The organism is Streptomyces sp. NPDC051662 (assembly GCF_040681655.1).
Classification (GTDB): Bacteria; Actinomycetota; Actinomycetes; order Streptomycetales; family Streptomycetaceae; genus Streptomyces.
In genome coordinates this window covers 52,984-78,988 of record NZ_JBFAZD010000002.1, presented here as the reverse complement: position 1 = coordinate 78,988, position 26,005 = coordinate 52,984, and the positions used below count along the sequence as shown (strand labels likewise).

24 protein-coding genes, 1 pseudogene and 1 riboswitch are annotated in these 26,005 nt (G+C 72.0%); of the genes and pseudogenes, 9 read left to right on the top strand and 16 right to left on the bottom strand.

Annotation, left to right across the window (positions count from 1 at the left end; all coding sequences use genetic code 11):
- Positions 1-15 precede the first annotated feature (15 nt).
- The 4 genes from AB0M67_RS03055 (at position 16) to AB0M67_RS03040 (ending at position 2,799) form a co-directional block, all read left to right on the top strand.
- The gene (locus AB0M67_RS03055; protein WP_365742002.1) at positions 16-366 is read left to right on the top strand and encodes a hypothetical protein; all 351 of its coding nucleotides are present in this window, start codon (positions 16-18) and stop codon (positions 364-366) included.
- Positions 367-606: 240 nt separating this feature from the next.
- Positions 607-843, top strand: coding sequence for a hypothetical protein (locus AB0M67_RS03050; protein WP_365742000.1), 237 nt, complete (start codon positions 607-609; stop codon positions 841-843).
- Positions 844-951: 108 nt separating this feature from the next.
- Positions 952-1,680: a DsbA family oxidoreductase gene (locus tag AB0M67_RS03045; protein ID WP_365741999.1), complete on the top strand. Its 729-nt coding sequence runs from the start codon at positions 952-954 to the stop codon at positions 1,678-1,680.
- Between the two features lie 69 nt (positions 1,681-1,749).
- On the top strand, positions 1,750-2,799 hold the full coding sequence (locus AB0M67_RS03040; RefSeq protein ID WP_365741997.1) for an aminotransferase class V-fold PLP-dependent enzyme: 1,050 nt from the start codon (positions 1,750-1,752) through the stop codon (positions 2,797-2,799).
- Here the strand turns inward: AB0M67_RS03040 and AB0M67_RS03035 are convergent.
- Positions 2,748-4,160, bottom strand: a complete 1,413-nt coding sequence (locus AB0M67_RS03035; RefSeq protein WP_365741995.1) for a serine hydrolase domain-containing protein — start codon at positions 4,158-4,160, stop codon at positions 2,748-2,750. The two genes, AB0M67_RS03040 and AB0M67_RS03035, sit on opposite strands and share 52 nt — an antisense overlap.
- Positions 4,129-4,701 carry a MarR family winged helix-turn-helix transcriptional regulator gene (locus AB0M67_RS03030; protein WP_365741993.1) on the bottom strand — a complete coding sequence of 191 codons (573 nt, stop codon included), beginning with the start codon at positions 4,699-4,701 and terminating at the stop codon, positions 4,129-4,131. The genes AB0M67_RS03035 and AB0M67_RS03030 overlap by 32 nt, the downstream gene beginning before the upstream one ends.
- A gap of 162 nt (positions 4,702-4,863) precedes the next feature.
- Between AB0M67_RS03030 and AB0M67_RS03025 the strand changes: the two genes are divergently transcribed.
- Entirely contained in the window at positions 4,864-5,928 is a 1,065-nt protein-coding gene (locus AB0M67_RS03025; RefSeq protein ID WP_365741991.1) for an alkene reductase, read from the top strand.
- A gap of 91 nt (positions 5,929-6,019) precedes the next feature.
- Here the strand turns inward: AB0M67_RS03025 and thpD are convergent, their stop codons facing one another.
- From thpD to AB0M67_RS03000, 5 genes are all read right to left on the bottom strand, one after another.
- Positions 6,020-6,916, bottom strand: a complete 897-nt coding sequence (gene thpD / locus AB0M67_RS03020) for an ectoine hydroxylase (protein WP_365741990.1) — start codon at positions 6,914-6,916, stop codon at positions 6,020-6,022.
- Positions 6,917-6,918: 2 nt separating this feature from the next.
- Positions 6,919-7,317 carry an ectoine synthase gene (locus tag AB0M67_RS03015; RefSeq protein WP_365741988.1) on the bottom strand — a complete coding sequence of 133 codons (399 nt, stop codon included), beginning with the start codon at positions 7,315-7,317 and terminating at the stop codon, positions 6,919-6,921.
- 113 nt (positions 7,318-7,430) lie between these two features.
- Entirely contained in the window at positions 7,431-8,699 is a 1,269-nt protein-coding gene (gene ectB / locus AB0M67_RS03010; protein ID WP_365741986.1) for a diaminobutyrate--2-oxoglutarate transaminase, read from the bottom strand.
- A gap of 168 nt (positions 8,700-8,867) precedes the next feature.
- The gene (gene ectA / locus AB0M67_RS03005; protein WP_365741984.1) at positions 8,868-9,407 is read right to left on the bottom strand and encodes a diaminobutyrate acetyltransferase; all 540 of its coding nucleotides are present in this window, start codon (positions 9,405-9,407) and stop codon (positions 8,868-8,870) included.
- A 397-nt stretch (positions 9,408-9,804) separates the two neighbouring features.
- Complete coding sequence (locus AB0M67_RS03000) at positions 9,805-10,908, bottom strand: aminotransferase class V-fold PLP-dependent enzyme (protein ID WP_365741982.1); 1,104 nt, start codon at positions 10,906-10,908, stop codon at positions 9,805-9,807.
- Between the two features lie 187 nt (positions 10,909-11,095).
- On the opposite strand from AB0M67_RS03000, the gene AB0M67_RS02995 reads away from it, so the two are divergent.
- Complete coding sequence (locus AB0M67_RS02995; RefSeq protein WP_365741980.1) at positions 11,096-12,187, top strand: amidohydrolase family protein; 1,092 nt, start codon at positions 11,096-11,098, stop codon at positions 12,185-12,187.
- Positions 12,188-12,558: 371 nt separating this feature from the next.
- Complete coding sequence (locus tag AB0M67_RS02990) at positions 12,559-13,488, top strand: SCO1860 family LAETG-anchored protein (RefSeq protein WP_365741978.1); 930 nt, start codon at positions 12,559-12,561, stop codon at positions 13,486-13,488.
- Between the two features lie 150 nt (positions 13,489-13,638).
- On the opposite strand, the gene cobC is transcribed toward AB0M67_RS02990, so the two are convergent.
- Both cobC and AB0M67_RS02980 read right to left on the bottom strand, forming a co-directional pair.
- Entirely contained in the window at positions 13,639-14,706 is a 1,068-nt protein-coding gene (gene cobC, locus AB0M67_RS02985) for an Rv2231c family pyridoxal phosphate-dependent protein CobC (protein WP_365741977.1), read from the bottom strand.
- A gap of 320 nt (positions 14,707-15,026) precedes the next feature.
- A pseudogene (locus tag AB0M67_RS02980) lies at positions 15,027-15,389 on the bottom strand (cobalamin biosynthesis protein); the annotation flags it as partial.
- A gap of 138 nt (positions 15,390-15,527) precedes the next feature.
- On the opposite strand from AB0M67_RS02980, the gene AB0M67_RS02975 reads away from it, so the two are divergent.
- Positions 15,528-16,274 (top strand): ZIP family metal transporter, encoded by a 747-nt coding sequence (locus AB0M67_RS02975; RefSeq protein ID WP_365741974.1) that lies wholly within the window; start codon positions 15,528-15,530, stop codon positions 16,272-16,274.
- A gap of 77 nt (positions 16,275-16,351) precedes the next feature.
- Here AB0M67_RS02975 and AB0M67_RS02970 read toward each other — a convergent pair whose 3' ends face one another.
- The 7 genes from AB0M67_RS02970 to AB0M67_RS02940 form a co-directional block, all read right to left on the bottom strand.
- Positions 16,352-17,779 carry a cobyrinate a,c-diamide synthase gene (locus tag AB0M67_RS02970; protein WP_365741972.1) on the bottom strand — a complete coding sequence of 476 codons (1,428 nt, stop codon included), beginning with the start codon at positions 17,777-17,779 and terminating at the stop codon, positions 16,352-16,354.
- Positions 17,780-17,786: 7 nt separating this feature from the next.
- Positions 17,787-18,386: a cob(I)yrinic acid a,c-diamide adenosyltransferase gene (gene cobO, locus AB0M67_RS02965; RefSeq protein WP_365741970.1), complete on the bottom strand. Its 600-nt coding sequence runs from the start codon at positions 18,384-18,386 to the stop codon at positions 17,787-17,789.
- Positions 18,386-20,521: a putative cobaltochelatase gene (locus AB0M67_RS02960; protein ID WP_365741968.1), complete on the bottom strand. Its 2,136-nt coding sequence runs from the start codon at positions 20,519-20,521 to the stop codon at positions 18,386-18,388. The genes cobO and AB0M67_RS02960 overlap by 1 nt, the downstream gene beginning before the upstream one ends.
- 28 nt (positions 20,522-20,549) lie before the next feature.
- Complete coding sequence (locus AB0M67_RS02955) at positions 20,550-22,148, bottom strand: cobyric acid synthase (RefSeq protein ID WP_365741967.1); 1,599 nt, start codon at positions 22,146-22,148, stop codon at positions 20,550-20,552.
- Positions 22,145-23,203, bottom strand: a complete 1,059-nt coding sequence (locus AB0M67_RS02950) for a cobalamin biosynthesis protein (RefSeq protein WP_365741965.1) — start codon at positions 23,201-23,203, stop codon at positions 22,145-22,147. The genes AB0M67_RS02955 and AB0M67_RS02950 overlap by 4 nt, the downstream gene beginning before the upstream one ends.
- A gap of 35 nt (positions 23,204-23,238) precedes the next feature.
- A riboswitch (cobalamin riboswitch) is annotated at positions 23,239-23,371 on the bottom strand.
- A 201-nt stretch (positions 23,372-23,572) separates the two neighbouring features.
- Positions 23,573-23,800 carry a hypothetical protein gene (locus AB0M67_RS02945; RefSeq protein WP_365741963.1) on the bottom strand — a complete coding sequence of 76 codons (228 nt, stop codon included), beginning with the start codon at positions 23,798-23,800 and terminating at the stop codon, positions 23,573-23,575.
- 31 nt (positions 23,801-23,831) lie between these two features.
- Positions 23,832-25,115 carry an inorganic phosphate transporter gene (locus tag AB0M67_RS02940; RefSeq protein WP_365741961.1) on the bottom strand — a complete coding sequence of 428 codons (1,284 nt, stop codon included), beginning with the start codon at positions 25,113-25,115 and terminating at the stop codon, positions 23,832-23,834.
- Positions 25,116-25,291: 176 nt separating this feature from the next.
- Here AB0M67_RS02940 and AB0M67_RS02935 point away from each other — a divergent pair, with 176 nt between their 5' ends.
- Positions 25,292-25,954: a class II aldolase/adducin family protein gene (locus AB0M67_RS02935; RefSeq protein ID WP_365741959.1), complete on the top strand. Its 663-nt coding sequence runs from the start codon at positions 25,292-25,294 to the stop codon at positions 25,952-25,954.
- Positions 25,955-26,005 lie beyond the last annotated feature (51 nt).

The window sequence follows — 26,005 nt, the reverse complement described above, 5'->3', positions numbered from 1 at the left end:
AAAGGAGTCATCCGCATGCGTCTTCGCAGCACTCTGGCCGCCGCCGTCGGCGCCCTCGCCCTGCTTGTCTCCGTACCCGGCTCGGCTTCGGCGGCGGAAGGTGAATTCACCTATGTCTATACGGACATCGCGGGAAAGCCGCGGGTGGGCGGACTGGTGGATCCCGACAGCTGGGTCTGCGTCACGATCCCCGAAGCGGCCGGTGAATACGTACCGCCCGCGCACACGCCGCGCAACCACACGAAGGCCACCGCGCTCGTCTTCACCGGACCGGACTGCGACGGCGAGGAGTACACCCTCCGCCCCGGCGGCTCGGCGAGCGAGCATCACAAGCTGCGGTCCGTCCTTTTCTTCGAACGTTCCTGAACGCGCCTGAACGCACCTGAACTCGCCTGAACGCGACCGCACGCTGTCGAACGCGCTTGAGCGTTGCTGAAGGACACCGCCCCGCCCCGTTCGGCTCCCCGAGTCGGGCGGGGCATTTCTCTGTTCAAGAGGGGAGGGGGAGAGCCCTGTTTCAACCGTCCGGGAAAGCGGGCAATCATGCGGCGTCGTTCCGTGGGCCAATACGTTCCGTGGGCCATGACGCCGATCAGGAGACTCAGCATGGAATACGAAATGCGCGCGGAGTACGCGGAGGGGACCTCACCCCGTGACCCGGAACCCCGATTCGAGGTATGGCACATGACACGGCTGGGCGAGACGACCGCGCTGTGCGGGCGTGAGCTGGCTCCGGACGCCGTCAGACAGACGGCGGACGCGTGGGGCACGCCCGCCGGGCTGCCCCTCTGCCACGCCTGCGGTGCCTTCTACATCCACCAGGTGCCGCACCACCTCATGTGAGGGCCGGGAATCCCACGGGGCGTGGACGCGTTGTCGTTGTCGAAGGGTGGAGGCTGCCTCCGGTCATCCTGGCCCACCCATTCCACGACCCTGGAGAGAAGCGGAAACATGCGCGTCGAGATCTGGAGCGATATCGCCTGCCCCTGGTGCTACATCGGCAAGGCCCGGTTCGAGAAGGGGCTCGCGGCCTTCGCCCACCGGGACGACGTCGAGGTGGTGCACCGGTCGTTCGAGCTGGATCCGGGGCATGCCAAGGGGGAGACCGGGCTGGTCGTCGACATGCTGGCGGCCAAGTACGGGCGCAGTCGTACGGAGGCGCTCGCCATGGAGGAGGGCGTCGCCGCGAACGCGCGCTCCGAGGGGCTCGGCTACCGGCTGGAGGGGCGCGATCACGGCAGTACGTTCGACATCCACCGGCTGCTGCACCTCGCCAAGGCCCGGGGCCGCCAGGACGAGCTGCTGAACCTCGCCTACCGGGCGAACTTCGCCGAGGAACGCTCCGTCTACGACGAGGAGACCCTGGTGACGCTCGCCGTCGAGGCCGGTCTGGACGAGACCGAGGTCCGCGGGGTGCTCGCCGACGCGGACGCGTACGCCGACGAGGTACGGGCCGATGAGCGCGAGGCCGCCGAACTGGGCGCGAACGGGGTGCCGTTCTTCGTACTCGACCGGCGCTACGGCGTTTCCGGCGGGCAGCCCGCCGAGGTGTTCACGCAGGCGCTGGAGCAGGCGTGGCAGGGCCGTACGATCACGCCCGTCCGGGCTTCCTCGCCGGACGCCGCGGTCTGTGACACCGACGGCTCGTGCGAGATTCCGCAGGCCGGAGCCCATTCATAAGGATCGCTTGGGCGTTCCCTTCAGCAATGTGCGATTGACTACGAGGTGGCCGGGTTCCAGGGTGGGTTCATGGACACCCTGGGAGGCGCCGAATTCGCGCCGGACATGACATATCTGAACACGTCCAGCTGCGGTCTGCTGCCCCGTAGGTCGGTCGCCGCCGTACAGGCGCTGGCGCGGGAGAACGCGACCGGCCGGGGCGGTGAGGGCGCGGGCAGTTTCGAGACCGTGGACGCCGTGCGCGACTCCTTCGCCCGGCTGGCCGGGGTCCCCGCCGAGCGGGTCGCGGTGGGTGGCTCGGTCGCGGTGCATGTCGGACTGATCGCGTCCTCCCTGCGGCCGGGCGACGAAGTCCTCTTCCCCGAGGGCGAGTTCAGTTCGGTCATCACCCCCTTCGCCGTACGCGGCGACCTCGTGCTCCGGTACGCGCCGCTGGCGGAACTGGCCGGGGAGGTACGGGCGGGCACCGCGCTGGTGGCCTTCTCGGTGGCCCAGTCCGCGGACGGCAGGGTCGCCGATCTGCCCGCGATCCGGGCCGCCGCGGCGGCGCACGGCGCCCGTACGCTGCTGGACGCGACCCAGTCGGCCGGCTGGCTGCCGCTGGACGCCGGGGCGTACGACTACACCGTCACCGGCGGGTTCAAGTTCCTGCTCTGCCCGCGCGGTACGTCCTTCCTCACCGTGACCGAGGACGCGCAGCGGTCACTGACGCCGCGGCACGCGGGCTGGGTGGCCGCCGAGGACACATGGGGCAGTACGTACGGTCCCGTCGAGCGGCTGGCCGCTTCCGCGCGCCGCTTCGACGAGCCCCCGGCCTTCCTCTCGTACCACGGCGCCGAGCCGTCCCTCGCGCTGCTGGAGGAGATCGGCATCGACGCGATCCACGCCCATGACACCGCGCTGGCGGCCCGCTTCCGGACGGGACTGACCGGGCTCGGCCATGAACCGGTACCCGGCGAGTCGGCGATCGTGTCCGTCCCCGGACTGGCACACCGCCACCCCGATCTGCGGCGGGCGCGGGTGGCGGTGTCGGTGCGCGCCGGGTATGTGCGGGCGGCGTTCCACCTCTACAACACCACGGCCGACGTGGACCGGGCGCTGGACGTGCTCGCCGGCTGAGCGATCAGCTCGCAGGGGTGGCAGAGGAAGTTCCCGAGCCGCCCCTCGCGATCGCCGCCGTCCTTGAACGCGTGGGCGACGCCGGTCAGCCGCTCCGCGCCCGGTCCCCGGCCGAGAGCCCGTTCCCGGCGGAGGCTCAGCAGCAGGCTGGGGCTGTTGACGCGCGCGTCGGCGGTCGGCAGCTGCGCGGAGAAGACCGCCCGCAGATCCCAGGACTCGGAAGCGATGGCCGTGGAGTCCGTGCGCACGCCGTCGAGCAGCAGCTCGACCCCGCCGTCCGGCCGGGTCCGCAGCTCCACCGGGACATCGCCCTCCGGCGTCCCGATCCGGCCGGCCCAGAGACCTTCCGGCAGATCCGTGGGGCGCTCCGGCTCCTGGATCCCCGGGTCGATCAGCTCGGGCCGGTATCCGGGAACCAGGGCGTCCAGCACGTAGTGGACGATCGCGTCGCGGGCGGCCTTGTCCGTGGAGTTGGTGAGCACCGCGACCGAGAGGTCCCGCGCCGGCACGGCCGCGGTCATCGCGGCGACCCCGCCCCCGCCGCCGCCATGGCTGCGCACCACGGGACCGTCGCCGTACGACACGCACCAGCCGAGCCCATAGCCGACCAGGGCGTTGACCGGCACCGCGTCGTTCATGGCCGCGGCCGTCTCCGGCTTCAGCAGGCGTTCGCAGGACTGCGCGAACAGCGCCAGCTCATCGGCCGGGGCCCAGCCGAGGGTGGCACCGGGGTGATCGCAGTCGTAGTCCGGGTACGCGCGGCCGTCGGGTGTGTACCGCACCGCCGATGGCGCGGGGCCCGGGTAGCCCGGTCCGACATGACAGCCGGTGAGCCCGAGCGGCTCGAACACCCGCTCCCGGACGAACGCGCTCAACTCCTGCCCGGTGGCCGCCTCCAGCAGCAGGCCCAGGGCCCGGTAGCCGAGGTTGGCGTACTCGAATCCCGTGCCCGGCGCCCGGTACGGCGACGCGTAGCGGGACGCGTCGATCCGGCTCTCGTCGTCGCCGTAGTCCCAGGCGTAGAACGCCGCGAAACCACCCCGGTGCCGCAGCAGCTGACGAGCCGTCGGCGCCGGCCACCGGTGCTCCCCCGGCAGGGGCACGGGCGCGTCCAGGTCGAGCAGCCCCTCGTCGGCCGCCAGACAGACGGCGGTCGCCGTCACCGGCTTCGTGACGGAAGCCAGTCCGTAGGCCGTGGCGGGCGTGGCCGGGCGGCCCCGCGCCACATCCGCCACTCCGTACGCCTCGGCGAGCACCACCTCGCCGCGCTCGGCCACGGCGACCGAGACCGACGGACAGCCGTGCTCCGCCAACGCCTCGGCGCAGTACTCACCCAGTCGGTTCAGCGGCCCGTACGGCATGTTCGTCCCCCTCGGCAGACCATTCCCCTCCGGGCGATTGTCGCGGACAGTCCGCCGTCTCGGTGCAGAGATTGGCCTCGACCTTGGCGAGCAGCCGGGCCAGCTCCGCGCGTTCGGTGTCGTCGAGGCCCGCGAGGGTGTGCTCCTCCAGCTCCGTCCAGGCGCCCTCGACCTCGGAGCGCAGCGCGCAGCTGTCGCCGGTGGCCCGCACCAGTACGGCGCGCCGGTCCTGGGGGTCGGCGGTGCGCCGCACGTACCCCGCGTGGTCCAGCCGCTGGAGCATCTTGGTGACCGTGGAGGGGTCGAGATCCATCGACTTGATCAGCTCGGACTGGCGTACCGCGTCCGCGTCCCACAGATGCATCATCAGAAACTCCTGGCCCGGATAGAGGCCGGAGCGCCGCAGCAGTTTCCCCGCGGCGATGCGATGCAGCCGGGCGACCCGGGAGAGGGCGTGGCTGACCGGGCCGCCGCGCGCGGCGCCGGGCGGTTCGACGGGACAGGCGGGGTTGTCGGCGGTCGCGGGCGGGTCCGAGGTCATGCCTCCGAGTTTAGCTTGGTCGGCCAATAATCGACCCGGGGAATGGACTAGGGTGACTCGCGGTTGATTACTTGGCCGACCACATAATGTTTCGGCCGTATGTCGCGTTGCCCTCGTTCACCTTGCCCTCGTTCCGAACCCACGACCGCTATGGGAGCCCCCATGACCACCGCGTTCGACCCGATCGACCTGTCGGGTACGCAGCTCGCCAACCGCATCGCCATGGCCCCGATGACCCGCAGCCGCGCCTTCGGCGCCGGTAACTCGCCCACCGACTCGACGGTGGAGTACTACGCGCAGCGGGCCTCGGCGGGTCTGATCATCACCGAGGGCACCCAGCCCTCCGTGGTCGGTCAGGGCTACCCCGACACCCCCGGACTGCACAGCACGGAGCAGATCGCGGCCTGGCGGAAGGTCACCGACGCCGTACACGCCAAGGGCGGCAAGATCTTCGCGCAGATCATGCACGCCGGCCGGATCGGCCACCCGGTCCTGCTGCCGGACGGCCTGGTCCCGGTCAGCGCCTCCGCCGTCGCCGCGCCGGGGCAGGTCTTCACCCATGACGGCCCCAAGGACTTCATCGTCCCGCGCGAGCTGACCTCCGACGAGGTACGGGAGACCATCGCGGACTTCGCCGAGGCGGCCCGCAACGCGGTCGAGGCCGGCTTCGACGGGGTCGAGCTGCACGGCGCCAACGGCTATCTGATCCATCAGTTCCTGGCACCCAACTCCAATCTGCGCACCGATGAGTGGGGTGGCTCCGACGAGGCCCGTGTCCGCTTCGCGGTCGAGGTGACCCGCGCGGTCGCCGCCGAGATCGGGGCCGAGCGGACCGCGATCCGGATCTCGCCCGGCAACCCCTACAACGGGGTGTCGGAGCCCGACCCGGAGCCCGTGTACACCGCGCTGGTCAAGCAGTTGGAGCCGATCGGCCTCGCCTATCTGCATCTGATCGAGAACAACCGCGAACTGACCGTCACCCTGCGCAAGCTGTTCTCCGGGACGCTCGTCCTCAACGCGGCCACCGAGGGCTTCACCGGCGCAGGCGAGCTGGCGCTGATCGAGGACGGCACCGCCGATCTGCTCTCCTTCGGCGCGCTCTTCCTCGCCAACCCCGATCTGCCGGCCCGGCTCAAGGCGGGTGGCCCGTACAACACCCCCGACCCGGCGTCCTTCTTCGGCGGTGACGACAAGGGCTACATCGACTACCCGGCCCTGGAGAGCTGACCGGGACCGGCGGCCCGCGGAAAGGGGCGCGGGGCCGGTCGTCCTGACCGGCCCCGCGCCCCCGGGGACCTACCCGCGTGTAACGGCTGAATCAGCGCACGGGCGTGAAGTCCCTGGCCCCGATGAAGTCAGGCCGCGGCACCGGCGCCGCGAACGGCTCCTCCGCAGCGTTCTCCACGCTGTTGAACACGATGAAGACATTGCTGCGCGGGTACGGCGTGATGTTGTCGCCCGAGCCGTGCATGCAGTTGCAGTCGAACCAGGTCGCCGAACCGGCCTTGCCCGTGAAGAGCTTGATCCCGTGCTGGTCGGCCAGGGCCGTCAGCGCCTCGTGCGAGGGCGTACCGGCGTCCTGCATCCTCAGCGACTGCTTGTAGTTGTCGCGCGGGGTCTCGCCCGCGCACCCCAGGAACGACCTGTGCGATCCTGGCATGATCATCAGGCCGCCGTTGGTGTCGAAGTTCTCGGTCAGCGCGATGGAGACCGAGACGGTCCGCATGTTCGGCAGACCGTCCTCCGCGTGCCAGGTCTCGAAGTCCGAGTGCCAGTAGAAGCCCGAGGCGCCGAAGCCCGGCTTGACGTTGATCCGGGACTGGTGCACATAGACCTCGGAGCCGAGGATCTGCCGTGCGCGGCCCACCACCCGCTCGTCGCGTACGAGCCCGGCGAAGATCTCGCTCATGCGGTGGATCTCGAAGACGGACCGTACGTCCTGGGACTTGGGCTCGATGATCGAGCGCTCGTCCGCCCGTACCGCCGGGTCGGTGATCAGCCGCTCCAGCTCGGCGCGGTAGAGCGCCACCTCGTCCGGGCCGATCAGCTGCTCGACCGCGAGGAAACCGTCCCGTTCGAAGCGGCCGAGATCGGCCGGCGCGATCGGGCCCGGCGCGTCGGGCGGGGACCAGACGACGGGGTCCTGCCGGGGGGTGGTCACCTCGCCGAGGCCACGCGTGGGGTACAGATCGGTCCGTACGGGGGTGGTGGTCATGGTCAGCCCTCCTCTGTCAGCAGCGGGTAGACACCGTTCTCGTCATGGTCCTCCCGCCCGGTCACCGGGGGATTGAACACACAGACGCAGCGGAAGTCGGTCTTCGGACGGAGCGTATGGCGCTCGTGCCCGTCCAGCAGATACATCGTGCCGGGGGAGATCCAGTGGGTCTCGCCGGTCTCGTCGTTGGTGAGTTCGGCCTCGCCCTCGACGCACAGCACGGCCTCGATGTGGTTGGCGTACCACATCGAGGTCTCCGTACCCGCGTACAGGACGGTCTCGTGGAGGGAGAAGCCGACCTTCTCCTTGGCGAGCACGATGCGCTTGCTCTCCCAGGTGCCCGAGGCCGACTTCACATGGCGGTCGGTGTTCTCGATGTCCTTGAACGATCGGACGATCACGGTGCCTTGACGCCTTTCTCTTCTGCTGTTCTCTCTTCTGCGGACGCGCTGCCTTCTGCGGACGCGCTACGCGCTTTCCTGTGGGGTGTGCCGGCTGCCGGGTGCCGCGCGGGTCAGGCGGTTTCGCGTACGGCGCGCTCCACCGTGCGCAGCCCCTCGTCCAGCTCCTCCGCGGTGATGGTGAGCGGCGGCAGCAGCTTGACCACCTCGCTCTGCGGCCCCGAGGTCTCCAGCAGCAGACCCAGCTCGAAGGCGCGGGCGCAGACGGCGGACGCGCGGCCCTTGTCCTCGAACTCCAGGCCCCAGACCAGCCCGCGGCCCCTGACATCGGGGACATCGCCGCTGCTCTCGGCGCGGATCGCGAACAGCGCCTGCTCCACCTGCTCACCACGGGCGATGGTCTGCTTCTCCATCTGGCCGTCGGCCCAGTACGTGGTGAGCGCCGCGGCGGCGGTGACGAACGCCGGGTTGTTGCCCCGGAAGGTGCCGTTGTGCTCGCCGGGCTCCCAGACGTCCAGCTCCGGCGTGAACAGGCACAGCGACATGGGAAGCCCGTACCCGCTGATGGACTTCGACAGCGTGACGATGTCCGGGGTGATGCCCGCTTCCTCGAACGAGAAGAAGGCGCCGGTACGGCCGCAGCCCATCTGGATGTCGTCGACGATCAGCAGCATGTCCTGGCGGTGGCAGAGATCGGCCAGCGCCCGCAGCCACTCGGGCCTGGCGACATTGATGCCGCCCTCGCCCTGGATGGTCTCGACGATGACGGCGGCGGGCTTGTTGAGCCCGGAGCCCTGGTCCTCAAGCAGCCGTTCGAACCAGAGGAAGTCGGGGGTCTGGCCGTCCAGGTAGTTGTCGAAGGGCATCGGGGTGCCGTGCACCAGCGGGATACCGGCCCCGGCGCGCTTGAACGCGTTGCCGGTGACGGCGAGCGAGCCCAGCGACATGCCGTGGAAGGCGTTGGTGAACGAGACGATCGACTCGCGGCCCTTCACCTTGCGGGCGAGCTTGAGCGCGGACTCCACCGCGTTGGTGCCGGTGGGCCCGGGGAACATCACCTTGTACGGCAGATCACGCGGCCGGAGCACCACGTTCTGGAAGGACTCCAGGAACGCGCGTTTCGCGGTCGTCGCCATGTCGAGACCATGGGTGATGCCGTCACGTTCGATGTAGTCGATCAGCGCGCGTTTCAGCACCGGGTTGTTGTGGCCGTAGTTGAGTGAGCCGGCGCCGGCGAAGAAGTCGAGGTAGCCATGGCCGTCCTCGTCGGTGAGGCGGGCGCCCCGCGCGCGGTCGAACACGGCGGGCCAGCCGCGGCAGTAGCTGCGTACCTCGGATTCGAGAGTCTCGAAAACGCTCAGTGCGGGCGGGGTGATGGTCATGGGGGTCTCCTGCCGATGGGGGTGTGCGGGTGAGGGAGAGACGGAAGTGTGCTCGGGGCTCGGACGCTCCTGCGCGGCGCGCGCCTCTGCGTGGCGTGCGCGGCGTGACACGGGCGTACCCGGGCGCGGCGGCGCGGGAGCCCTCGTCGGGCTCCGGCGCGGGCGTGCTCAGGGCGAGAGCGGTCCGATGCGGTAGAGCACCTCCGGTTGGTGCACCCCTTCGGGGAACAGTCCGCCGTCGAAGAGGACCTCGCGCTCAAGCGCGGCGCCGTGACGTGCGGCGTACGCGGTGAACAGCCGGTCCGAGGCGGTGTTGTCGGGGGTCACGGTCGTCTCGACGGCCGTTATGCCCCGCTCCTCGGCCACCCGGGCGGTCAGCTCGTCGAGCAGGGTGCCCGCGAGACCGTGGCCGCGGTGGGCCGCGTCGACGGCCACCTGCCAGACGACCAGCGCCTCGGGGCGCTCCGGCCGTACGTACCCCGTGACGAAGGCGATCGGGGATCCCGTCTCGTCACGGACGACGAGCGAGGTGGCGGCGAAGTCACGACACCAGAGCAGGTAGCTGTACGAGGAGTTGAGGTCCAGGACCTGGGAGTCGCGGGCAATGCGCCAGATCGCGGCTCCGTCCTCCACTCGTGGGGCGTCGGTCGTGAAGGATCGGGGGAATTCGCTTCGGGCGCCTGCAAGGTCTGCTTGTGCGGCGGTCATACGGATTGAATTTACCCAGCAAATTCAAAAGATGCATCCGGGCCAGGGGTTGGGTGAGCGGCCGGGCTGTGTTATCGCGCGGGCATGTGGGCCCTGATGCGCCGATCGGAAGCTGGGGTAAAATGTAGCTATATGTTGGGGCGAAACGGGCGGATTTGTGGACTCGGTCACATATCCGTAACGCTCGGGAGACCGCCCGGAATCACACCGGAGGCCCTGATGAAATCTTGGCGTTTAGGGCAGAGAAACGGGGGCAGACGAATACGGGAAGCTGCTCGCGGTAAAGCATCTTCCCGTATTCGCGAATTAATGACCTCTTCAATTTATGGATACTGCGGCCACATATGATTCCAGGGCCGGCGCCCCCATGGGACGGGTATGTCCAGCCCCGCTGTGTCTAGCCCCGCCACGCCTCGTCGGCCGCCCGCACCGCCGCCTCCGGGTCGACCCTGCTCCCGGAGCCGTCGAGCGCCGCGCCCAGCGCGAGCAGCGAGGACCGTACGGCGGCCGGGGTCGCGTCGGCGCCGTAGTGGTTGACCCGGATCATCTCCGCGGCGAGCGCCCCGCCGCCCGCGACCAGCGGCAGCGCCGGATCGGCGGCCAGCGCCTTCGCCACCACGCCGGTGGCGTCCACCCCGGCGGGCATCCGGAGCGTGGTGGCCACCGGAGCGGCGTCGGCGGCCTCGTGGACGAACGGCGTCAGACCGCCGCCCAGCGCCAGCGCGCCCGCGCGGGTGGCAGCCGCCGCCGAGGCGTGCCGGGCCATGACCGTCGCAGGACCGGCCGCCTCGATGCGCTCCAGACACGCTTCCAGCGCCAGCATCTCCAACTGGGCCGGAGCGTGCGGCAGCGCACGGCGCTCGCCGTCGATCCAGCGTTCCTTCCAGTCGAGGAGCGAGAGATACGAGCGGCGCGGGGCCCGGGGGTTGGCGGCGAACCGCTCCCAGGCCCGCTCGCTCACGGACACCGCGGAGACCCCGGCGGGACCGCCCATCGCCTTCTGCGCGCCGATCACACACAGATCCACCCCCCAGGCGTCGGTGAGCAGCGGCTCGGCGGCCACCGACGCCACGGCGTCCACCATGAACAGCGCGCCATGGGCCCGTACCACCTCGCCGATCTCCGCGACGGGGTTGGTGTTGCCGGTCGCCGCCTCCGCGTGCACCAGCGAGACGAAGTCGATCTCGGGATGCGCGGCGAGCGACCGTTCGACCGCCGCCGCGGTCACGGCCGTGTGGAACGGCACCTCCAGATCCACCACTACCGCGCCGCAGTCGCGCAGCCAGTTCCCGAAGGTCTGCCCGTACGGCCCCGTGACGACGTTCAGCGCGGTGGAACCGGGACCCGCGCCACCGCGGATACAGCCCTCCAGCGGCAGCAGGGCCTCACCCTGCATGATCACGACATCGTTCCGGGTGGCGAGGAGCGAGGCCACGCGGCGCTCGATGGCGGCGAAGTGCGCGGCGGTCAGCGGGGGCAGGTCCAGCAGCGGGTGTGTCACGGCGGTGCTCTCTTCGGTGGGGCGCTCGGATCGGGGTGGGCCGGAGCGGGTCGGGTAGGGGGCCGGGGTCGGTTCGGAGCGGTTCGGTCCGGGGGTCGGACCCGGAGGCGGAGGTACGGGGCCGGGATCGGACCGGTGTGCGGAACCCCCCGGTCGAGGGTACTCACGGCCTCGTACAGTGCTGCTCATGAGTGATCACACGGTGCTGCGGGTGAAGGGGCGGGTGCTCGTCGGCCCCGAGGAGGTCAGGGACGAACTGTGGGTCGTGGGCGGCAGGATCAGCTACGAGCGGCCGGCCGGCGCCCGCGATGTCCGTACGGTCGAGGGCTGGGCGCTGCCCGGTCTGGTGGACGCCCACTGCCATGTCGGCCTCGACCATCACGGGGCGGTCGACGAGGCGACCACCGAGAAGCAGGCGCTGGACGAGCGCGAGGTGGGCGCCCTGCTGCTCAGGGACGCCGGATCGCCCGTGGACACGCACTGGATCGACGACCGCGAGGATCTGCCGAAGATCATCAGGGCGGGCCGCCATATCGCCCGTACCCGCCGCTACATCCGCGACTACGCGTATGAGATCGAGCCGGAGGACCTGGTCGCGTATGTGGCCGGGGAGGCCCGGCGCGGCGACGGCTGGGTGAAGCTCGTCGGTGACTGGATCGACCGCGACGCGGGCGATCTGACCGCCTGCTGGCCGCGGGCCGAGGTCGAGGAGGCCATCGCGGAGGCGCACCGGCTCGGGGCCAGGGTCACCGCGCACTGCTTCGCCGAGGACTCCCTCCGCGATCTCGTCGAGGCGGGCATCGACTGTATCGAGCACGCGACCGGGCTCACCGAGGACACCGTCCCGCTCTTCGCGGAACGTGGTGTCGCGATCGTCCCGACACTGGTCAACATCGCCACGTTCCCCCGGCTCGCGGCGGGCGGGCAGAGCAAGTTCCCGCGCTGGTCGGCGCATATGAACCGGCTGTACGAGCGCCGCTACGACACCGTGCGCGCGGCGTACGACGCGGGCGTCCCGGTCTTCGTCGGCACGGACGCGGGCGGCGGTCTGGCCCATGGTCTGGTGGCGGGGGAGGTCGAGGAGCTGACGAAGGCCGGGATCCCGCCGGTGGAGGCGCTCTCGGCCACCACATGGGGAGCGCGTGAGTGGCTGGGCCGCCCGTCGCTGGAGGAAGGCGCCCCCGGGGATCTCGTGGTGTACGGCGAGGATCCGCGCGCGGACGTACGGGTCCTGGCGGCGCCGCGGCGGATCGTGCTGAACGGTCGGATCGTCGGCTGACAGGAGCGCGGTGCCGGGCGGCAGTGACCGTGCCGGGCCGGGCGGCAGTGACCGTGCCGGGCCGGGCGGCGCCCGGTTGACGGAGGCGTGACGCGGGGCGGCCGGGGTCGTTTAACTCGCTTACGTGCTCAAGGCATTGAGGGGCGGTGTGCCGCTCCTGCCCCTGACGCGCCGTCATCCGGGGGCTCCGGGGAACCCATGTGCCACAAGAATCGAATATCTACCCGGAAACCCCACTTTGGAGTGAACTCACCTCAGGTGTCTGCCGGTTCACTCTCCGTGCGTAAAGATTCCGGTGTCTCGGTCGCCACCGCCCCGTGTCCCCGTTGGGCGGGCCGGCGACACCAAATCTCTTGTGGGGGTTCCACATCTTGAACAGCAACACCTTCCGCATGCCCGCACGCCGTGCCGCCGCCCTGATGGCCGCCGGCGTACTGACGGCGGGCCCCCTGGCCCTCGCCGCTCCGGCGCAGGCCACCGAGGGCGCGGGCGACGGGCGGGCGACCGCGGTCGTGCTCAGGACCGGCCTCGACGTGTCCCTGCTCAACAAGACCCTCAACGTGCCCCTGCGGGCCGCCCTGAACGAGGTGTCGGCGCCCGCGAACGCGGACAAGACGACCCTGAGCGTCCAGTTGGACGGGGTCGACCAGGGCAGGGCCTTCACCGTGCTGCGCGCCGACGTGGCCACCGCGAGGGCGACGGCCGACGCGCGCAAGGCGGAGGGATACACCAACCTCGCCCACGCGAAGGTGCATGTGCCCGGACTGCCGCTGCTCTCGCTCATCGAGATCCAGGAGGTCACCTCCAAGGCGGTCTGTGTGGCCGGGAAGCGGCCGGTCGCGGAGTCGGAACTGCTCGGTCAGGTGACCGTGCTCGGCAAGCGCGTCACGCTCTCCGCGGGCGGTCCCACCCGTGTCGAGGTCCCCGGTGTGGGTACCGTCACGCTCGATCTGTCGAAGACGCACACCACGTCCCGTACGGCCGCGGCCAGCGCGCTCGAACTGCGTGTGTCGATCAACCCGCTCAAGCTGAATGTCGCCGAGGTCGAGGGCACCGTCACGCTCGCCGGGGCCACCTGCGAGTCGCCGAAGGCGCCCGCGGCCACCGAGACGCCGGAACCGGAGAAGTCCGCGCCCGCGAAGGCCGATACGAAGCCGCAGACCGTGGTGGAGCCGGCCGAGGAGAACCTCGCGGAGACGGGCGGCGACTCCACGACGCCGTATCTGGCGGGCGGCGCGGTGGCGCTGCTCGGGGCGGGCGGCGGAGCGCTGCTGCTGGCGAGGGCCGCGCGCCGACGCTGACCGCGGTCCGGGGGCCGGGAGCGGGAGGCGCTTCCGGCCCCCGGGCGTGGGCGTGGACGCGGGCGTGGGTGTGGACGTGGGTGTGGTCGATGGGGGCACCGTCTCGTACGCCTCGCACAGCGCGCGCTCCCGCTCCGGGTACAGCCCCCGTCAGCCGACCGCCGTCAGTGCCTGGTCCAGGGCCTGGAGGAAACGGTTCGTCGTGGCCCGGTCGCGGACCGCGAGCCGCAGCCAGTCGCGGTCGAGCCCCGGGAAGGTGTCGCCGCGCCGGGCGGCGAAGCCCAGCGTGCGGAGCCTGGCCCGCACCGAGTCCGCGCGCTTCACCCGGATGAGCACGAACGGGCCCTCCGCCGCCTCCACCGCCCGCACCTCCTCGAACTCCGCGAGCCCGGCCAGCAGATGCGCGCGCTCCACCGCGATCCGGCACGCCGCCTGCTCGGCCTCCGCGAGCGCGGCGGGGGACATGCACGCCTCCGCCGCCGCCAGCGCGGGCGTCGAGACCGGCCACAGCGGCTGCGCGCGCTCCAGCGCCGCGACCGTGCCCGGCTCGGCCAGCACATAGCCGATCCGCAGGCCCGCCAGGCCCCAGGTCTTGGTGAGGCTGCGCAGTACGACGAGCCCCGGCACGTCCGTACGCCCGGCCAGCGCCTCCGGTTCACCCGGCACCGCGTCCATGAACGCCTCGTCCACCACCAGCGTCCGGCCGGGCCGGGCCAGCTTCGCTATCGCCTCGGCCGGATGGAGCACGGACGTCGGATTGGTCGGGTTCCCGAGCACCACCAGATCCGCGTCGTCGGGCACGGCCTCCGGATCCAGCCGGAAGCCGTCCCTCGCGCCCAGCAGCACCCGTCGCACCTCGTGCCCCGCGTCCCGCAGCGCCGCCTCCGGTTCGGTGAACTGCGGATGGACCACCACGGGGCGACGGGCCGGCAGCGCGCGGGCCAGCAGCACGAACGCCTCCGCCGCCCCCGCCGTCAGCAGCACCCGCTCGACCGGCAGTCCGTGCCGCGCCGCGACCGCCGCGCGGGCCGCCCGCCCGTCGGGGTACGCGGCGAGCCCGGCCAGCGAGTCGGCGATGCGCGCGCGCAGCCACTCCGGGGGAGTGTCCGTACGGACATTGACGGCGAGATCGATCAGCCCGGCGGCTCCGTCCCGCACCTCGGCATCGCCGTGATGGCGCAGATCATGGTTGTCAGCGCGCGTAGACATGGCAGTCATGAAGGTTGTCGCCGGATATGGCCTCCGGCGTGTACGGCGGTGCCGACGGCGGCAGGGAAAGCGCCACCCGGGGCCGGGCCGACCGGGGAAGCGCCAACCAGGGACGCGGCCCCGACCCCCGCTGCCGGGGCATCACTCCCCGACCGTTCTCGATGGGCTGGACAACGCGGATCACCGGGCTCCTTTCCTCTTCTCCCGCCACCGGTGCCCCGGGACGTCACCACACGGTCCGGGCGCTGCCGCGAGGCCGCCGCACTCTACCGTCACCACCGACATCATTTCCGCCCGGGCCGGTTCCACTCCGACTGGCTCCTATCCGCCACGGCACAGGTGACCGACGCCGGCCCGGCGCCGGAGCCCGACTTCCGTTTCGGTACGAGGAGTTCGCCCCCGCCCACGAGCGCGGCGGCCTCGGCGACGGACGGCGTCCCCAGCGCGGCCAGCGGCGCACCGGACGGGTTCGGTACGGCGACCGTGGCCAGCAGCGCGGCCGGGTATCCCCGCAGGGGGACGCCGAGCCGCGCCGCCGCCCCGGCGATCCCCGCCTCGCCGGCCCTGCTGTCGACCGTGGCCACCTCGACCAGGGAGCGCGGCGAGAGCCCGGCGTCCCGCAGCACGGTCTCGATCAGCCAGAGCACGTCCGCCACGGACACCCCGGAGCGCGCACCCACCCCGACAACGAGCCCGCCGAGCCCGCCGGGTCCGCCGAGCGCGGGCTCCGGCTCCGGCTCGCTCCCCGCGTGTTCGGGCTCGCTCCCCGCAGCTCCCGGCCCGCTCCCCGGATGTGCGAAGTACCCGTCCGATCGGCTATGCAGGGGCCCATGGCGGTGTTCGTCGCGCTCGGCGCGTTCCTCATGACGCTGTTCGGCGGCTGGACGGCGCAGCGCGTCACCGACCGCCGCCATCTCGTGCTGGGCCTGGCCGGGGGGCTGATGCTCGGCGTGGTCGGGCTGGATCTGCTGCCGGAGGCCATGCACGCGGCGGGCGGCGAGTTCCTGGGGGTGCCCCAGGCGCTGCTGCTGTTCGTCGGCGGCTTTCTCGTAGCCCATCTGGTGGAACGCCTGCTCGCCGTGCGCCGCGCGTCCCACGGCGGCGACCCGCACGGCTCCGGCCTCCGGCCCGGCGAGCGGGTGCCCCAGGTGGGGCTGACGGCCGCCGCCGCCATGGTGGGGCACAGCCTGATGGACGGCATCGCGCTCGGCGCGGCCTTCCAGGTCGGCGGCGGCATGGGCACCGCCGTCGCCCTCGCCGTCATCGCCCATGACTTCGCCGACGGCTTCAACACGTACACGATCACCAGCCTGTACGGGAACGACCGGCGCAAGGCGATCACGATGCTGGTCGCGGACGCGATCGCGCCGGTGCTCGGCGCCGCGTCCACCCTGCTGTTCACCCTCCCGGCCGAAGCGCTCGGCAGCTACCTCGGCTTCTTCGGCGGCGTCCTGCTCTATCTCGCCGCCGCCGAGATCCTGCCCGAGGCGCACCACGACCATCCGGCGCGCTCCACGCTGCTCTGCACGGTCCTCGGTGTGGGTTTCATCTGGGTGGTGGTCGGCGTGGCCGACTGACCCGCGGCACGCGTTCCCGCCGGGCCCGTCCATCACGCCGTACCTCTCTTCACGAAACGCTCTTCACGAAACGCTCTTCACGAACAGCTCTGCACGGAACATCGCTCCACGAACCGCCGCGCCAGCTCCGGCGCCGCCGCCCAGTGCGTATGCAGATAGCTCGCGTGCACGCCCTGCTGAACGAACCCCTCCACGCGGCGCTCCGGGTGCACCACCCCCCACGCCGGAGCCGCCCCGGCGCCCGGCTCCAGCACCGTCCGGTGGAACTCATGCCCCCGTACGCGCGTACCGGCCCGCGCCAGCGCGCTGTCGCCGACCGCCACCGCCTCCCGGTAGCCCAGCGTCAGCCGCCCCGACATCCGGGCGTCCGCCGCCAGTACCCCGCACATCGGCGCCCCGTCCAGGGAGCGCGCCAGATACAGCAGTCCGGCGCATTCGGCGGCCACCGGAGCGCCGGAGTGCGCCAGCTCCGCCACGGCCTTGCGCAGTGGCTCATTGGCGGACAGCTCCGGCGCGTACACCTCGGGGAACCCGCCGCCGATCACCAGACCCGCGGTGCCTTCCGGAAGTTCCTCGTCCCGCAGCGGATCGAACGGGACGACGTCCGCGCCCGCGGCCGTCAGCAGCTCGGTGTGCTCCGCGTACGAGAAGGTGAAGGCGGACCCGCCGGCCATCGCGATCACCGGCCGGCCCGCGCCCGTCGCGGGAGCGACCGGCTCGACCGCCGGCTCCCACGGCGTCACATCGAGCGCCGGCGCACTGCGCGCGAGCGCCAGCAGCGCCTCCAGATCGCATCCCGCCCGCACCCGCGCGGCCAGCTCCCGCATCGATCCGACCGCCTCCGCGCGCCGCTCCGCGACCGGCACCAGACCCAGATGGCGCGAGGGCGCGGTCACCCCGTCGGCGCGCCGCAGCACCCCCATGACCGGCACGCCCGACTCGTCCAGCGCGTCGCGCAGCAGCCGTTCATGCCGGTCGGTGGCGACCTTGTTGAGAATCACCCCGCCGATCCGTACCTCCGGATCCCACGAGGCGAAGCCATGCACCAGCGCCGCCACCGAACGCGACTGCGACGAGGCGTCCACCACCAGGACCACCGGCGCGCGCAGCAGCTTCGACACCTGTGCGGTGGAGGCCAGTTCGCCCTGGCCCGACGCGCCGTCGTAGAGCCCCATCACGCCCTCGACGACCGCCAGGTCACAGCCCGCCGCGCCGTGCGCGAACAGCGGCCCGATCAGAGCGGGACCGCACATGTACGCGTCGAGATTGCGGCCCGGCCTGGCACGGGCGGCCGACCCCGCCGCGCCGGCCCCTCCCGGGGTGCCGGACGCCCCCGGGGACACGGCCAGCGCGTGATAGCCCGGATCGATGTAGTCGGGCCCGACCTTGTGCGGGGACACGGCCAGACCGCGCTCCGAGAAGGCCGCCATCAGCCCTGTCGCGACCGTGGTCTTGCCGCTCCCCGAGGAGGGTGCGGCGATGACCAGACGCGGGACGTTCACCATGGGACGTTCACCACTCGATGCCCCTCTGGCCCTTCTGACCCGCGTCCATCGGATGCTTGACCTTCGTCATCTCCGTCACGAGATCCGCGAAGTCCATGAGTTTCGCCGGGGCGTTGCGCCCGGTGATCACCACATGCTGGGTGCCGGGGCGCTCGCGCAGCACCTCGATCACCTCGTCGGTGTCCACCCACCCCCAGTGCAGCGGATACGCGAACTCGTCCAGCACGTACAGCTTGTGCGTCTCGGCCGCCAGATCGCGCTTGACCTGCTCCCAGCCCTCGCGCGCCGCCTCCTCGTTGGAGTACTGCGCGTCGCGCTGCACCCAGGACCAGCCCTCGCCCATCTTGTGCCAGGCGACCGGACCGCCCTCGCCGCTCGCCCCCAGCACCTTCAGCGCCCGTTCCTCACCGACCTTCCACTTCGCGGACTTCACGAACTGGAACACCCCGACCGGCCACCCCTGTGTCCAGGCGCGCAGCGCGAGCCCGAACGCCGCCGTCGACTTGCCCTTGCCGGTGCCCGTATGGACGAGGACGAGCGGACGGTTACGGCGCTGGCGGGTGGTGAGCCCGTCGTCCGGTACGGATTCCGGCTGTCCCTGTGGCATTAAGCGGCCCTCCTGGGTCGTCCGTCGTGTGCCTGTGCCCGCTGTACATCACGCTGTACGTCCCTGACCAGACCGGCGATGCTGTCCGCGCGCAGGTCGTCGAGCGTGATGGCCGTACCCTCCAGCGACGCGGCGAGCGACGCGGCCAGACCGAGCCGTACCGGACCCGACTCGCAGTCCACGACCACGGACGCCGTTCCCTCCGAGGCGTGCAGCCGCGCCGCGCGCGCCGCCAGTGCCACCGGGTCGGCGCCCCCGGCCGCCCGTGCGCCGCCCGCCGTCCGCGCGCCGGTCGCCCGGCCGTCCGTCACCACGAGCAGCAGCGGACGGCGCGCCGGATCCCGCATCCGCTCCACCCGCAATACGTCATGCGCCTTGAGCAGCCCGGCGGCGAGCGGCGTACGCCCGCCCGTCGGCAGCGACTCCAGCCGGGCCGCCGCCGCGTCCACCGACGAGGTGGGCGGCAGCGCGACCGCCGCCTCCGTGCCCCGGAAGGTGATCAGACCGACCTTGTCGCGCCGCTGGTAGGCGTCCAGCAGCAGCGAGAGCACCGCGCCCTTCACCGCGCTCATCCGCCGCCTGGCCGCCATCGAGCCCGACGCGTCGACCACGAACAGCACGAGATTCCCCTCGCGCCCCTCCCGGGTCGCCTGCCGCAGATCGTCCTTGCGCACCACCAGACCCGGACCGCTGCGCCCGCGCGCCCGCTGGTGCGGCGCCGCCGCCTGGACGGTCGCCGCCAGATGCAGCTTGGTGAGCGCGCCCCTGGGCTGCCGGGACCCGGTCGTCCTGCCGTGCTCGGTACGGGCCCGGGAGCGCCGGCCGGCCGCGCCCTCGCCCAGACCCGGCACGCTCAGCGTCTTCGTACGGAACGGCTCGGTGGCCCGTACGGCGGACTGCTCAGCGGCCCCGGCGCGGCGCGGCTGCCCCTGGGGCTCGGGCTCCGCGGGCGTGTCGTCCGGCCCGTCCGGGGCGTGCTCGACGGGCGTGTCGTCCGGCCCGGACCCGGACTCGGGCGGTGTGTCGGGGCCCTCGGATCCCTCCGGACCGGGCTGCGGCGGGATACCACCGCCACCGCCCGGCCCGTCGGGACCCGGGTCGTCGTCCCCGCCGTCGCCGTCCTCACCCGTGAACTCGTCCAGCGTGTCGTCGAGCTTGTCCTCGTCGAGCCCCGGCGCGTCGAAGGGGTTACGGCGCCGCCGGTGCGGGAGCGCGAGCAGCGCGGCCTGTCGTACATCCTCGGCGAGTACGTCCGTACGCCCCGCCCAGGCGGCCAGCGCCGTCGCGGTCCGCGCCATCACGATGTCCGCCCGCATTCCGTCCACCTCGAACGCGGCGCAGGTCGCGGCGATCCGGAGCAGCGCCCCGTCCCCGAGCCGCACCGCGGGCAGCAGCGCCCGCGCGGCGACGATCCGGTCCCGCAGCGCGGTCTCCTCCTCGGCCCAGCGCGCCGCGAACCCGGCCGGATCGTCGTCGTACGCCAGCCGTCGCTGTACGACCTCCACCCGAAGCTCCGGCTCGCGCGAGGCCGCGACCTCCACGGTCAGCCCGAAGCGGTCGAGCAACTGCGGTCGCAGCTCGCCCTCCTCGGGGTTCATCGTTCCGACGAGCAGGAACCGCGCGGCGTGCCGTACGGAGACGCCCTCACGCTCGACGTACGAGGCACCCATGGCGGCGGCGTCCAGCAGCAGGTCGACCAGGTGGTCATGGAGGAGGTTGACCTCGTCGACATAGAGCACCCCCCGGTGGGCGTCCGCGAGCAGACCGGGCTCGAAGGCCTTCACGCCCTCGGACAGCGCCCGCTCGATGTCCAGCGCGCCGACGAGCCGGTCCTCCGAGGCGCCCACGGGCAGCTCGACCATCCGGGCGGGCCTGGCCGTACCCGGCGCCGTCCCGTGCGGCCCGTCCGGGCACCGCTGATCGGGTGCGACGGGATCGCAGCTGAACCGGCAGCCGGCGACGACCGGCACCTCCGGCAGCAGCGCGGAAAGGGCGCGTACGGCCGTGGACTTGGCCGTCCCCTTCTCACCGCGGACGAGCACACCGCCGACGGCGGGGCTCACCGCGTTGAGCAACAGGGCGAGCCGCAGATCGTCCATCCCCACCACAGCGGTGAACGGAAAAGGGGTGCTCATATGCTGATCGCTCCTTCGAAGATGGTCGTCATGGCGCTCCCGGCGGAATGAAGGGCAGCCCCTCGGGCGCGCCCTCCTCGATCAGGCGCATCAGCGCGTCCGTGTCCGCGTGCTCCTCGATGAGGTCACCGAGCAGATCGAGCTGTTCTTCCCGCAGCGCGCCGAAGCTCGTGCCGGGCGCGGGGACGAAACGCCGGCCCGCCGTCCGCGCCACCTCCGTCAGGAACCGCCTCCGGAACGCGTCGCTCTCCAGCGCCCCGTGCCAGTGCGTGCCCGTGACGGCCCCCACCCGGCAGCCGTCCAGCGCGCGCCCGTCCGCGTCGGAGACAAAGGTGTCGCCTCCCCGTACCTCCGCGACGCCGTGATGGATCTCGTACCCCTCCACCGCCTCACCGAGGGCCAGGCCCACCGGTCGGGCGAGGGTCTTCTCGCGGGCGAACCGCACCCGTACGGGCAGCAGTCCGAGGCCGGGCACCGCGCCCGCCCGGGACTCCACCTCGTCGTCGATGTGCTCGCCCAGGATCTGATAGCCGCCGCAGATCCCCAGCACGGGACGCCCCTCGGCGGCCCGCCGGGCGAGCGCGTCGGCGAGCCCGCGCTCGCGCAGCCACGCCAGCGCCTTGACCGTGCCGCGTGTGCCGGGCACCACCACGAGATCGGCGTCGGCCAGCTCCTCCGGCCGGTCCACGAACCGCACGACGACCCCCGGCTCCGCCGCCAGCGCGTCCACATCGGTGAAGTTCGACATCAGCGGTACGGCGCAGACCGCGACCCGCAGCACGTCCTCGCCGTACGGGGGAGCCGCGGGCGACTCGCGTACGGCGCCGCGCATCGAGACGCGCAGCCCGTCCTCCTCGTCGATGCCCAGACCGTGCCGGAACGGCAGTACGCCGAAGGTGGACCGCCCGGTGAGCCCGCGGAGCATCTCAAGACCCGGTTCGAGCAGCGAGACATCGCCCCGGAACTTATTGACCAGATAGCCCGCGATCAGCCCCTGGTCCTCGGGGGACAGCAGCGCGGTCGTCCCGAAGAACGAGGCGAAGACGCCGCCCCGGTCGATGTCCCCGACCACCACCACCGGCAGCCGCGCGGCCCGCGCGATGCCCATGTTCACGATGTCGGTACGGCGCAGATTGATCTCCGCGGGACTGCCCGCCCCTTCGCAGATCACGGCGTCGTAGGTGCCGCGCAGCCGCTCCAGACACTCCAGGACGGGACCGAGCAGGGCTTCCCGCCCGTGCGGGGTCCTTCCGGCGGACGCCTCGCCCGGTCGCGGCTCCGCCGAGGGCCCGGACCCGAAGTAACCCCGGGCGCTCATCTCCCCCACCGGCCGCCCCATCAGCACCACTTGGCTGGTGCGGTCACCGCCGGGCTTCAGCAGGACCGGGTTCATCAGCGCCGTCGGCTCGACCCGGGCGGCCTGCGCCTGCATCGCCTGGGCCCGTCCGATCTCCGCGCCCTCGCGGGTCACGAACGAGTTCAGCGACATGTTCTGCCCCTTGAAGGGCGCGACCTTCACCCCACGGCGCACCAGCCAGCGGCAGATCCCCGCCGTGACCACGCTCTTGCCCGCGTCGGAGGTCGTGCCGGCTATCAGCAGCCCCCCGCCGCGCCCGCCCCGGCTCATCCACGTCCCTTTCCCGCGCTTGTCGTACGGCCCGCGCTTGTCGTACGGCGTATCGCGCCTGGCGTACGGCGTATCGCGCCGAATCCGAACCGGCCCGCCACACAGACCGCGAGGGCGGCCCCGGTCACCCGGCGCGACAGCCGTACGGCCCGCTCGATGTCCGCGACCTCGACCGGCCGCCCCTCGCCGTTCAGTACGGGCCGGTGCTCCACCCGTCCGCCGTACGCGAGTGTCCCGCCCAGCCGTACGCCCAGCGCGCCGGCGAACGACGCCTCCACCGGGCCCGCGTTGGGACTCGGATGCCTGCCGGCGTCCCGCCGTACCGCCCGCAGGGCCGCGCGCGGATCGCCGTCGACTCCGCCGGCCAGCGCCCCGGCGAGTACGGCGGTCAGCCGGGCGCCCGGCCATCCCACGGCATCGTCGAGCCGGGCCGAGGCCCAGCCGAACCGGCGGTAACGGGGCGAGAGATGACCCACCATCGCGTCCAGCGTGTTCACGGCCCGGAACCCGGCGAGCCCCGGCACCCCCGCCACCGCCCCCCACACCAGCGCGCCCACGACGGCGTCGGAGGTGTTCTCCGCGACCGACTCCACGACGGCCCGCGCGATCTGCTGTCCGTCCAGCGCCTGCGGGTCACGGCCGCACAGATGAGGCAGCCGCTCCCTGGCCCGTTCGACGTCCCCGGCGGCGAGCGCCGCGCCGATGGCCCGTGCCTCCCGCCCCAGTGAAGTGCCGCCGACCACGGCCCAGGTGGCGGCGGCGGTCAGTGCCACGGAGGCGGTGCGGTGGTCCCGTACGCCCCGGGCGGCCAGCGCCGCGATCCCGGCGGCTCCTCCGGCGCAGACCGCGGTGTGCAGCGCGCCCCAGCCCCGGTGGTCGCGCCACAGCGTCCGCTCGACGGCCTTCGCCGCCCGGCCGAACGCGGCGACGGGATGGCCCCGGCGCGGATCGCCGAACAACCGGTCGCCCAGGAGACCCACGGCGGCGCCGTAGGCGAAATCACGCTCGGCGGCCGGACCCCGGCCGCGCACGACGGCCGAACGGCGGCCAGGCATGGCGAAATGTCCTCACTCAGGGTCCGCGCCCCGGCTCGACGTGATGCGGCGGCGAGAGTTCCTGGCTCCTGGAGACGGGGCTCGCAGTGACAGTGGCGGGACCGCGCCGGATTCGCACCGGCTTCCTCTTCTGCCGTCGCCTGGGCCCTCTCCTACCGGACAGGACCTCAATGGCCCCGGAAGTCCACCACGCCCCGCGAACACCCGTCAACTCATCCCTGACCAGCGACGGGACAGTGTGCCGAGCCCCACACGGCACGCCCGTCCCGTGGGCGGCACGGAGCCGGCCCGGGCGCGTGACGGACGCGCCCGGGCCGGCCGGGGGTGTGGTGGTCCGGGTGTTCCGGTCGCCCGGTCACCGGTCGCCGGTCAGGCGACGATCAGATAGATCCCGTACGCGACGGCCGCCACGCAGAGCGCGAAGCAGGTGTACGCGCCCGTACGGGCCAGCGCCACGGAGCCCGTCGCGCCCCGCGTGCTCGCCGACTCCTGCTTGGCGAGGCCCACGATGCCGAGGGTGAACAGGCCCACGAGGGCGACGGTGGCCACGAGACTGACCCCGAAGACGGAACCGAGTGCTGCCCAGTCGATGTTCATGCGGTTTCTCTTCCTTACACCGTGGCGGTACTTACACCGTGGCGGTTCGCGCGGGCTCGCCCGCGGGGTCCGGGGGGCCCGGGGCCGGGATGGTGGTCGACAGTTCCTGCGCGGCAGCGGCCGTGGGCGGCGGGGTGACGGCCGCGATGGCGCTGGTGACGACGCCCGCGGGCTCGCCGGTCCCGGCGTCCTCCGTCGCGCCGGCGGCTCCGGCCCCGCTCTCGTTGACATTGGTGTGGTCGACGGGGCGGCGGCGCGAGGCGAGCCAGATCGCCCCGGAGATCCCGACGAGCAGGACGGCGACGACCGCGATGCCCCAGGTGCCCTGGCCGGTGAGGAACTCGGCCCCGGCGGCGACCAGGCCCGCGGCGGGCAGCGTCAGCCCCCAGGCGATGAACATCCGGGTCGCGGTCGACCAGCGGACCACACCGCCCTTGCGGCCGAGGCCCGCGCCCATCACGGCGCCGGAGCACGACTGGGTGGTGGAGAGCGAGAAGCCCAGGTGCGAGGAGGCCAGGATGACGGTCGCGGCACTGGTCTGGGCGGCGAAGCCCTGCTGCGGACGGAGATCGGTGAGGCCGGTGCCCATGGTGCGGATGATGCGCCAGCCGCCGAGATACGTACCGAGCGCGATCGCCAGTCCCGCGGAGACGATGACCCACATCGGGGGGTTGGAGCCGGGGGCGAGGACGCCGCCGGTGACGAGCGCGAGGGTGATGACACCCATGGTCTTCTGCGCGTCGTTGGTGCCGTGGGCGAGCGAGACGAGCCCGGCGGAGGCGATCTGCCCGGCGCGGTAGCCCTTGGCGGTCGCCTTGTCGTCCGTACGGCGCCCGATGCGGTACGTCAGCCTCGTCGCGAGCAGCGCCGCGAGACCGGCGACGACCGGCGCGGCGAGCGCGGGGATCAGCACCTTGGTGATGACGACGCCGCCGTTGACCCCGGAGGCGCCGACCGACATCAGCGTGGCGCCGATCAGACCGCCGAAGAGCGCGTGGGAGGAGCTCGACGGCAGGCCGAGCAGCCAGGTGAAGAGATTCCACAGGATGGCGCCGACGAGCGCCGCGAAGATCACTTCCGTTCTGATGCCCTGTTCGTTGATGAGTCCGCCGGAGATCGTCTTGGCGACCTCCACGGACAGGAACGCGCCGACGAGATTCAGGACGGCGGACATGCCCACCGCGACCTTGGGCTTGAGGGCCCCGGTCGAGATGGTGGTCGCCATCGCGTTCGCGGTGTCGTGGAAGCCGTTCGTGAAATCGAACACGAGAGCCGTCACGATCACGATCGCGAGCAGCAGCGTGATGTGTTCCATTGACCCAGGACCCAGGCAATCTTTTGACGTCAGTGGCCTCGGTGAACGTAAGGAGTCCGGGTAAACGGAAGATGAACTGGGCTCGTCTTCGCGGTGTCCCCATGTGTGGAGAAATCGCCCGCCCGTTCTGCCGGAGCGCCCTGCGCGCCGCTATGTCCGCCTGACAGGATTCTCTTATGACTGATCAGCAGAGCCAGGACGCGATAGCCGGGGCCTGGCGTGAACTCATCACGACTGCCCGGAGAACAGCAGGTGAAGGGCTCGTCGTCGGCACATCCGGCAATGTGTCGGTACGGATCGGCGAGCTGATCCTCGTCACGCCGAGCGGTGTCCCGTATGACCAGCTCACTTCCGAGGACACCGTCGGTGTCGATCTGGCCGGCCGTCAGGTACTCGGAAAATTCATCCCTACGAGTGAGCTGCCGCTGCACCTCGCCGTTTACCGGAACACCTCCGCGAAGGCCGTGGTGCACACCCACGCGGTGCACGCCACCGCCGTCTCCACCCTCGTCACCGAACTGCCCCTGATCCACTACATGGCGGCGGCCCACGGCGGCCCGGTCCGGGTCGCCCCCTACGCGCTCTACGGCTCGGACGAACTGGCCGCCCAGATGCTCCACGCCCTGCGCGACCGCAACGCCTGTCTGCTCCAGAACCACGGCACGGTCGCCTACGGCGACAGCCTCGCCCAGGCCTATGACCGCACGGCCCAGCTGGAGTGGATGTGCCGGCTCTGGCTCACCGCGAGCGCGCTGCCCGGCCGTACCCCCACGCTGCTGACCGAGGCCCAGCTCGACGAGGTCGGACAGCGGCTGAAGGGGTATGGACAGCGGGGCTGACCAGCGCGTTCGGCAGGGCGTTCGGCAGGGCCCCGGCACTCCGGCGGACGC

Bases quoted from the DNA above. Each gene is read 5' to 3' on its own strand.
- AB0M67_RS03055 (WP_365742002.1), top strand. From the start codon at position 16: ATGCGTCTTCGCAGCACTCTGGCCGCCGCCGTCGGCGCCCTCGCCCTG.
- AB0M67_RS03050 (WP_365742000.1), top strand. From the start codon at position 607: ATGGAATACGAAATGCGCGCGGAGTACGCGGAGGGGACCTCACCCCGT.
- AB0M67_RS03045 (WP_365741999.1), top strand. From the start codon at position 952: ATGCGCGTCGAGATCTGGAGCGATATCGCCTGCCCCTGGTGCTACATC.
- AB0M67_RS03040 (WP_365741997.1), top strand. From the start codon at position 1,750: ATGGACACCCTGGGAGGCGCCGAATTCGCGCCGGACATGACATATCTG.
- AB0M67_RS03035 (WP_365741995.1), bottom strand. From the start codon at position 4,160: ATGCCGTACGGGCCGCTGAACCGACTGGGTGAGTACTGCGCCGAGGCG.
- AB0M67_RS03030 (WP_365741993.1), bottom strand. From the start codon at position 4,701: ATGACCTCGGACCCGCCCGCGACCGCCGACAACCCCGCCTGTCCCGTC.
- AB0M67_RS03025 (WP_365741991.1), top strand. From the start codon at position 4,864: ATGACCACCGCGTTCGACCCGATCGACCTGTCGGGTACGCAGCTCGCC.
- thpD (WP_365741990.1), bottom strand. From the start codon at position 6,916: ATGACCACCACCCCCGTACGGACCGATCTGTACCCCACGCGTGGCCTC.
- ectB (WP_365741986.1), bottom strand. From the start codon at position 8,699: ATGACCATCACCCCGCCCGCACTGAGCGTTTTCGAGACTCTCGAATCC.
- ectA (WP_365741984.1), bottom strand. From the start codon at position 9,407: ATGACCGCCGCACAAGCAGACCTTGCAGGCGCCCGAAGCGAATTCCCC.
- AB0M67_RS02995 (WP_365741980.1), top strand. From the start codon at position 11,096: ATGAGTGATCACACGGTGCTGCGGGTGAAGGGGCGGGTGCTCGTCGGC.
- cobC (WP_365741977.1), bottom strand. From the start codon at position 14,706: ATGACTGCCATGTCTACGCGCGCTGACAACCATGATCTGCGCCATCAC.
- AB0M67_RS02975 (WP_365741974.1), top strand. From the start codon at position 15,528: ATGGCGGTGTTCGTCGCGCTCGGCGCGTTCCTCATGACGCTGTTCGGC.
- AB0M67_RS02970 (WP_365741972.1), bottom strand. From the start codon at position 17,779: ATGGTGAACGTCCCGCGTCTGGTCATCGCCGCACCCTCCTCGGGGAGC.
- cobO (WP_365741970.1), bottom strand. From the start codon at position 18,386: ATGCCACAGGGACAGCCGGAATCCGTACCGGACGACGGGCTCACCACC.
- AB0M67_RS02960 (WP_365741968.1), bottom strand. From the start codon at position 20,521: ATGAGCACCCCTTTTCCGTTCACCGCTGTGGTGGGGATGGACGATCTG.
- AB0M67_RS02955 (WP_365741967.1), bottom strand. From the start codon at position 22,148: ATGAGCCGGGGCGGGCGCGGCGGGGGGCTGCTGATAGCCGGCACGACC.
- AB0M67_RS02950 (WP_365741965.1), bottom strand. From the start codon at position 23,203: ATGCCTGGCCGCCGTTCGGCCGTCGTGCGCGGCCGGGGTCCGGCCGCC.
- AB0M67_RS02945 (WP_365741963.1), bottom strand. From the start codon at position 23,800: ATGAACATCGACTGGGCAGCACTCGGTTCCGTCTTCGGGGTCAGTCTC.
- AB0M67_RS02940 (WP_365741961.1), bottom strand. From the start codon at position 25,115: ATGGAACACATCACGCTGCTGCTCGCGATCGTGATCGTGACGGCTCTC.
- AB0M67_RS02935 (WP_365741959.1), top strand. From the start codon at position 25,292: ATGACTGATCAGCAGAGCCAGGACGCGATAGCCGGGGCCTGGCGTGAA.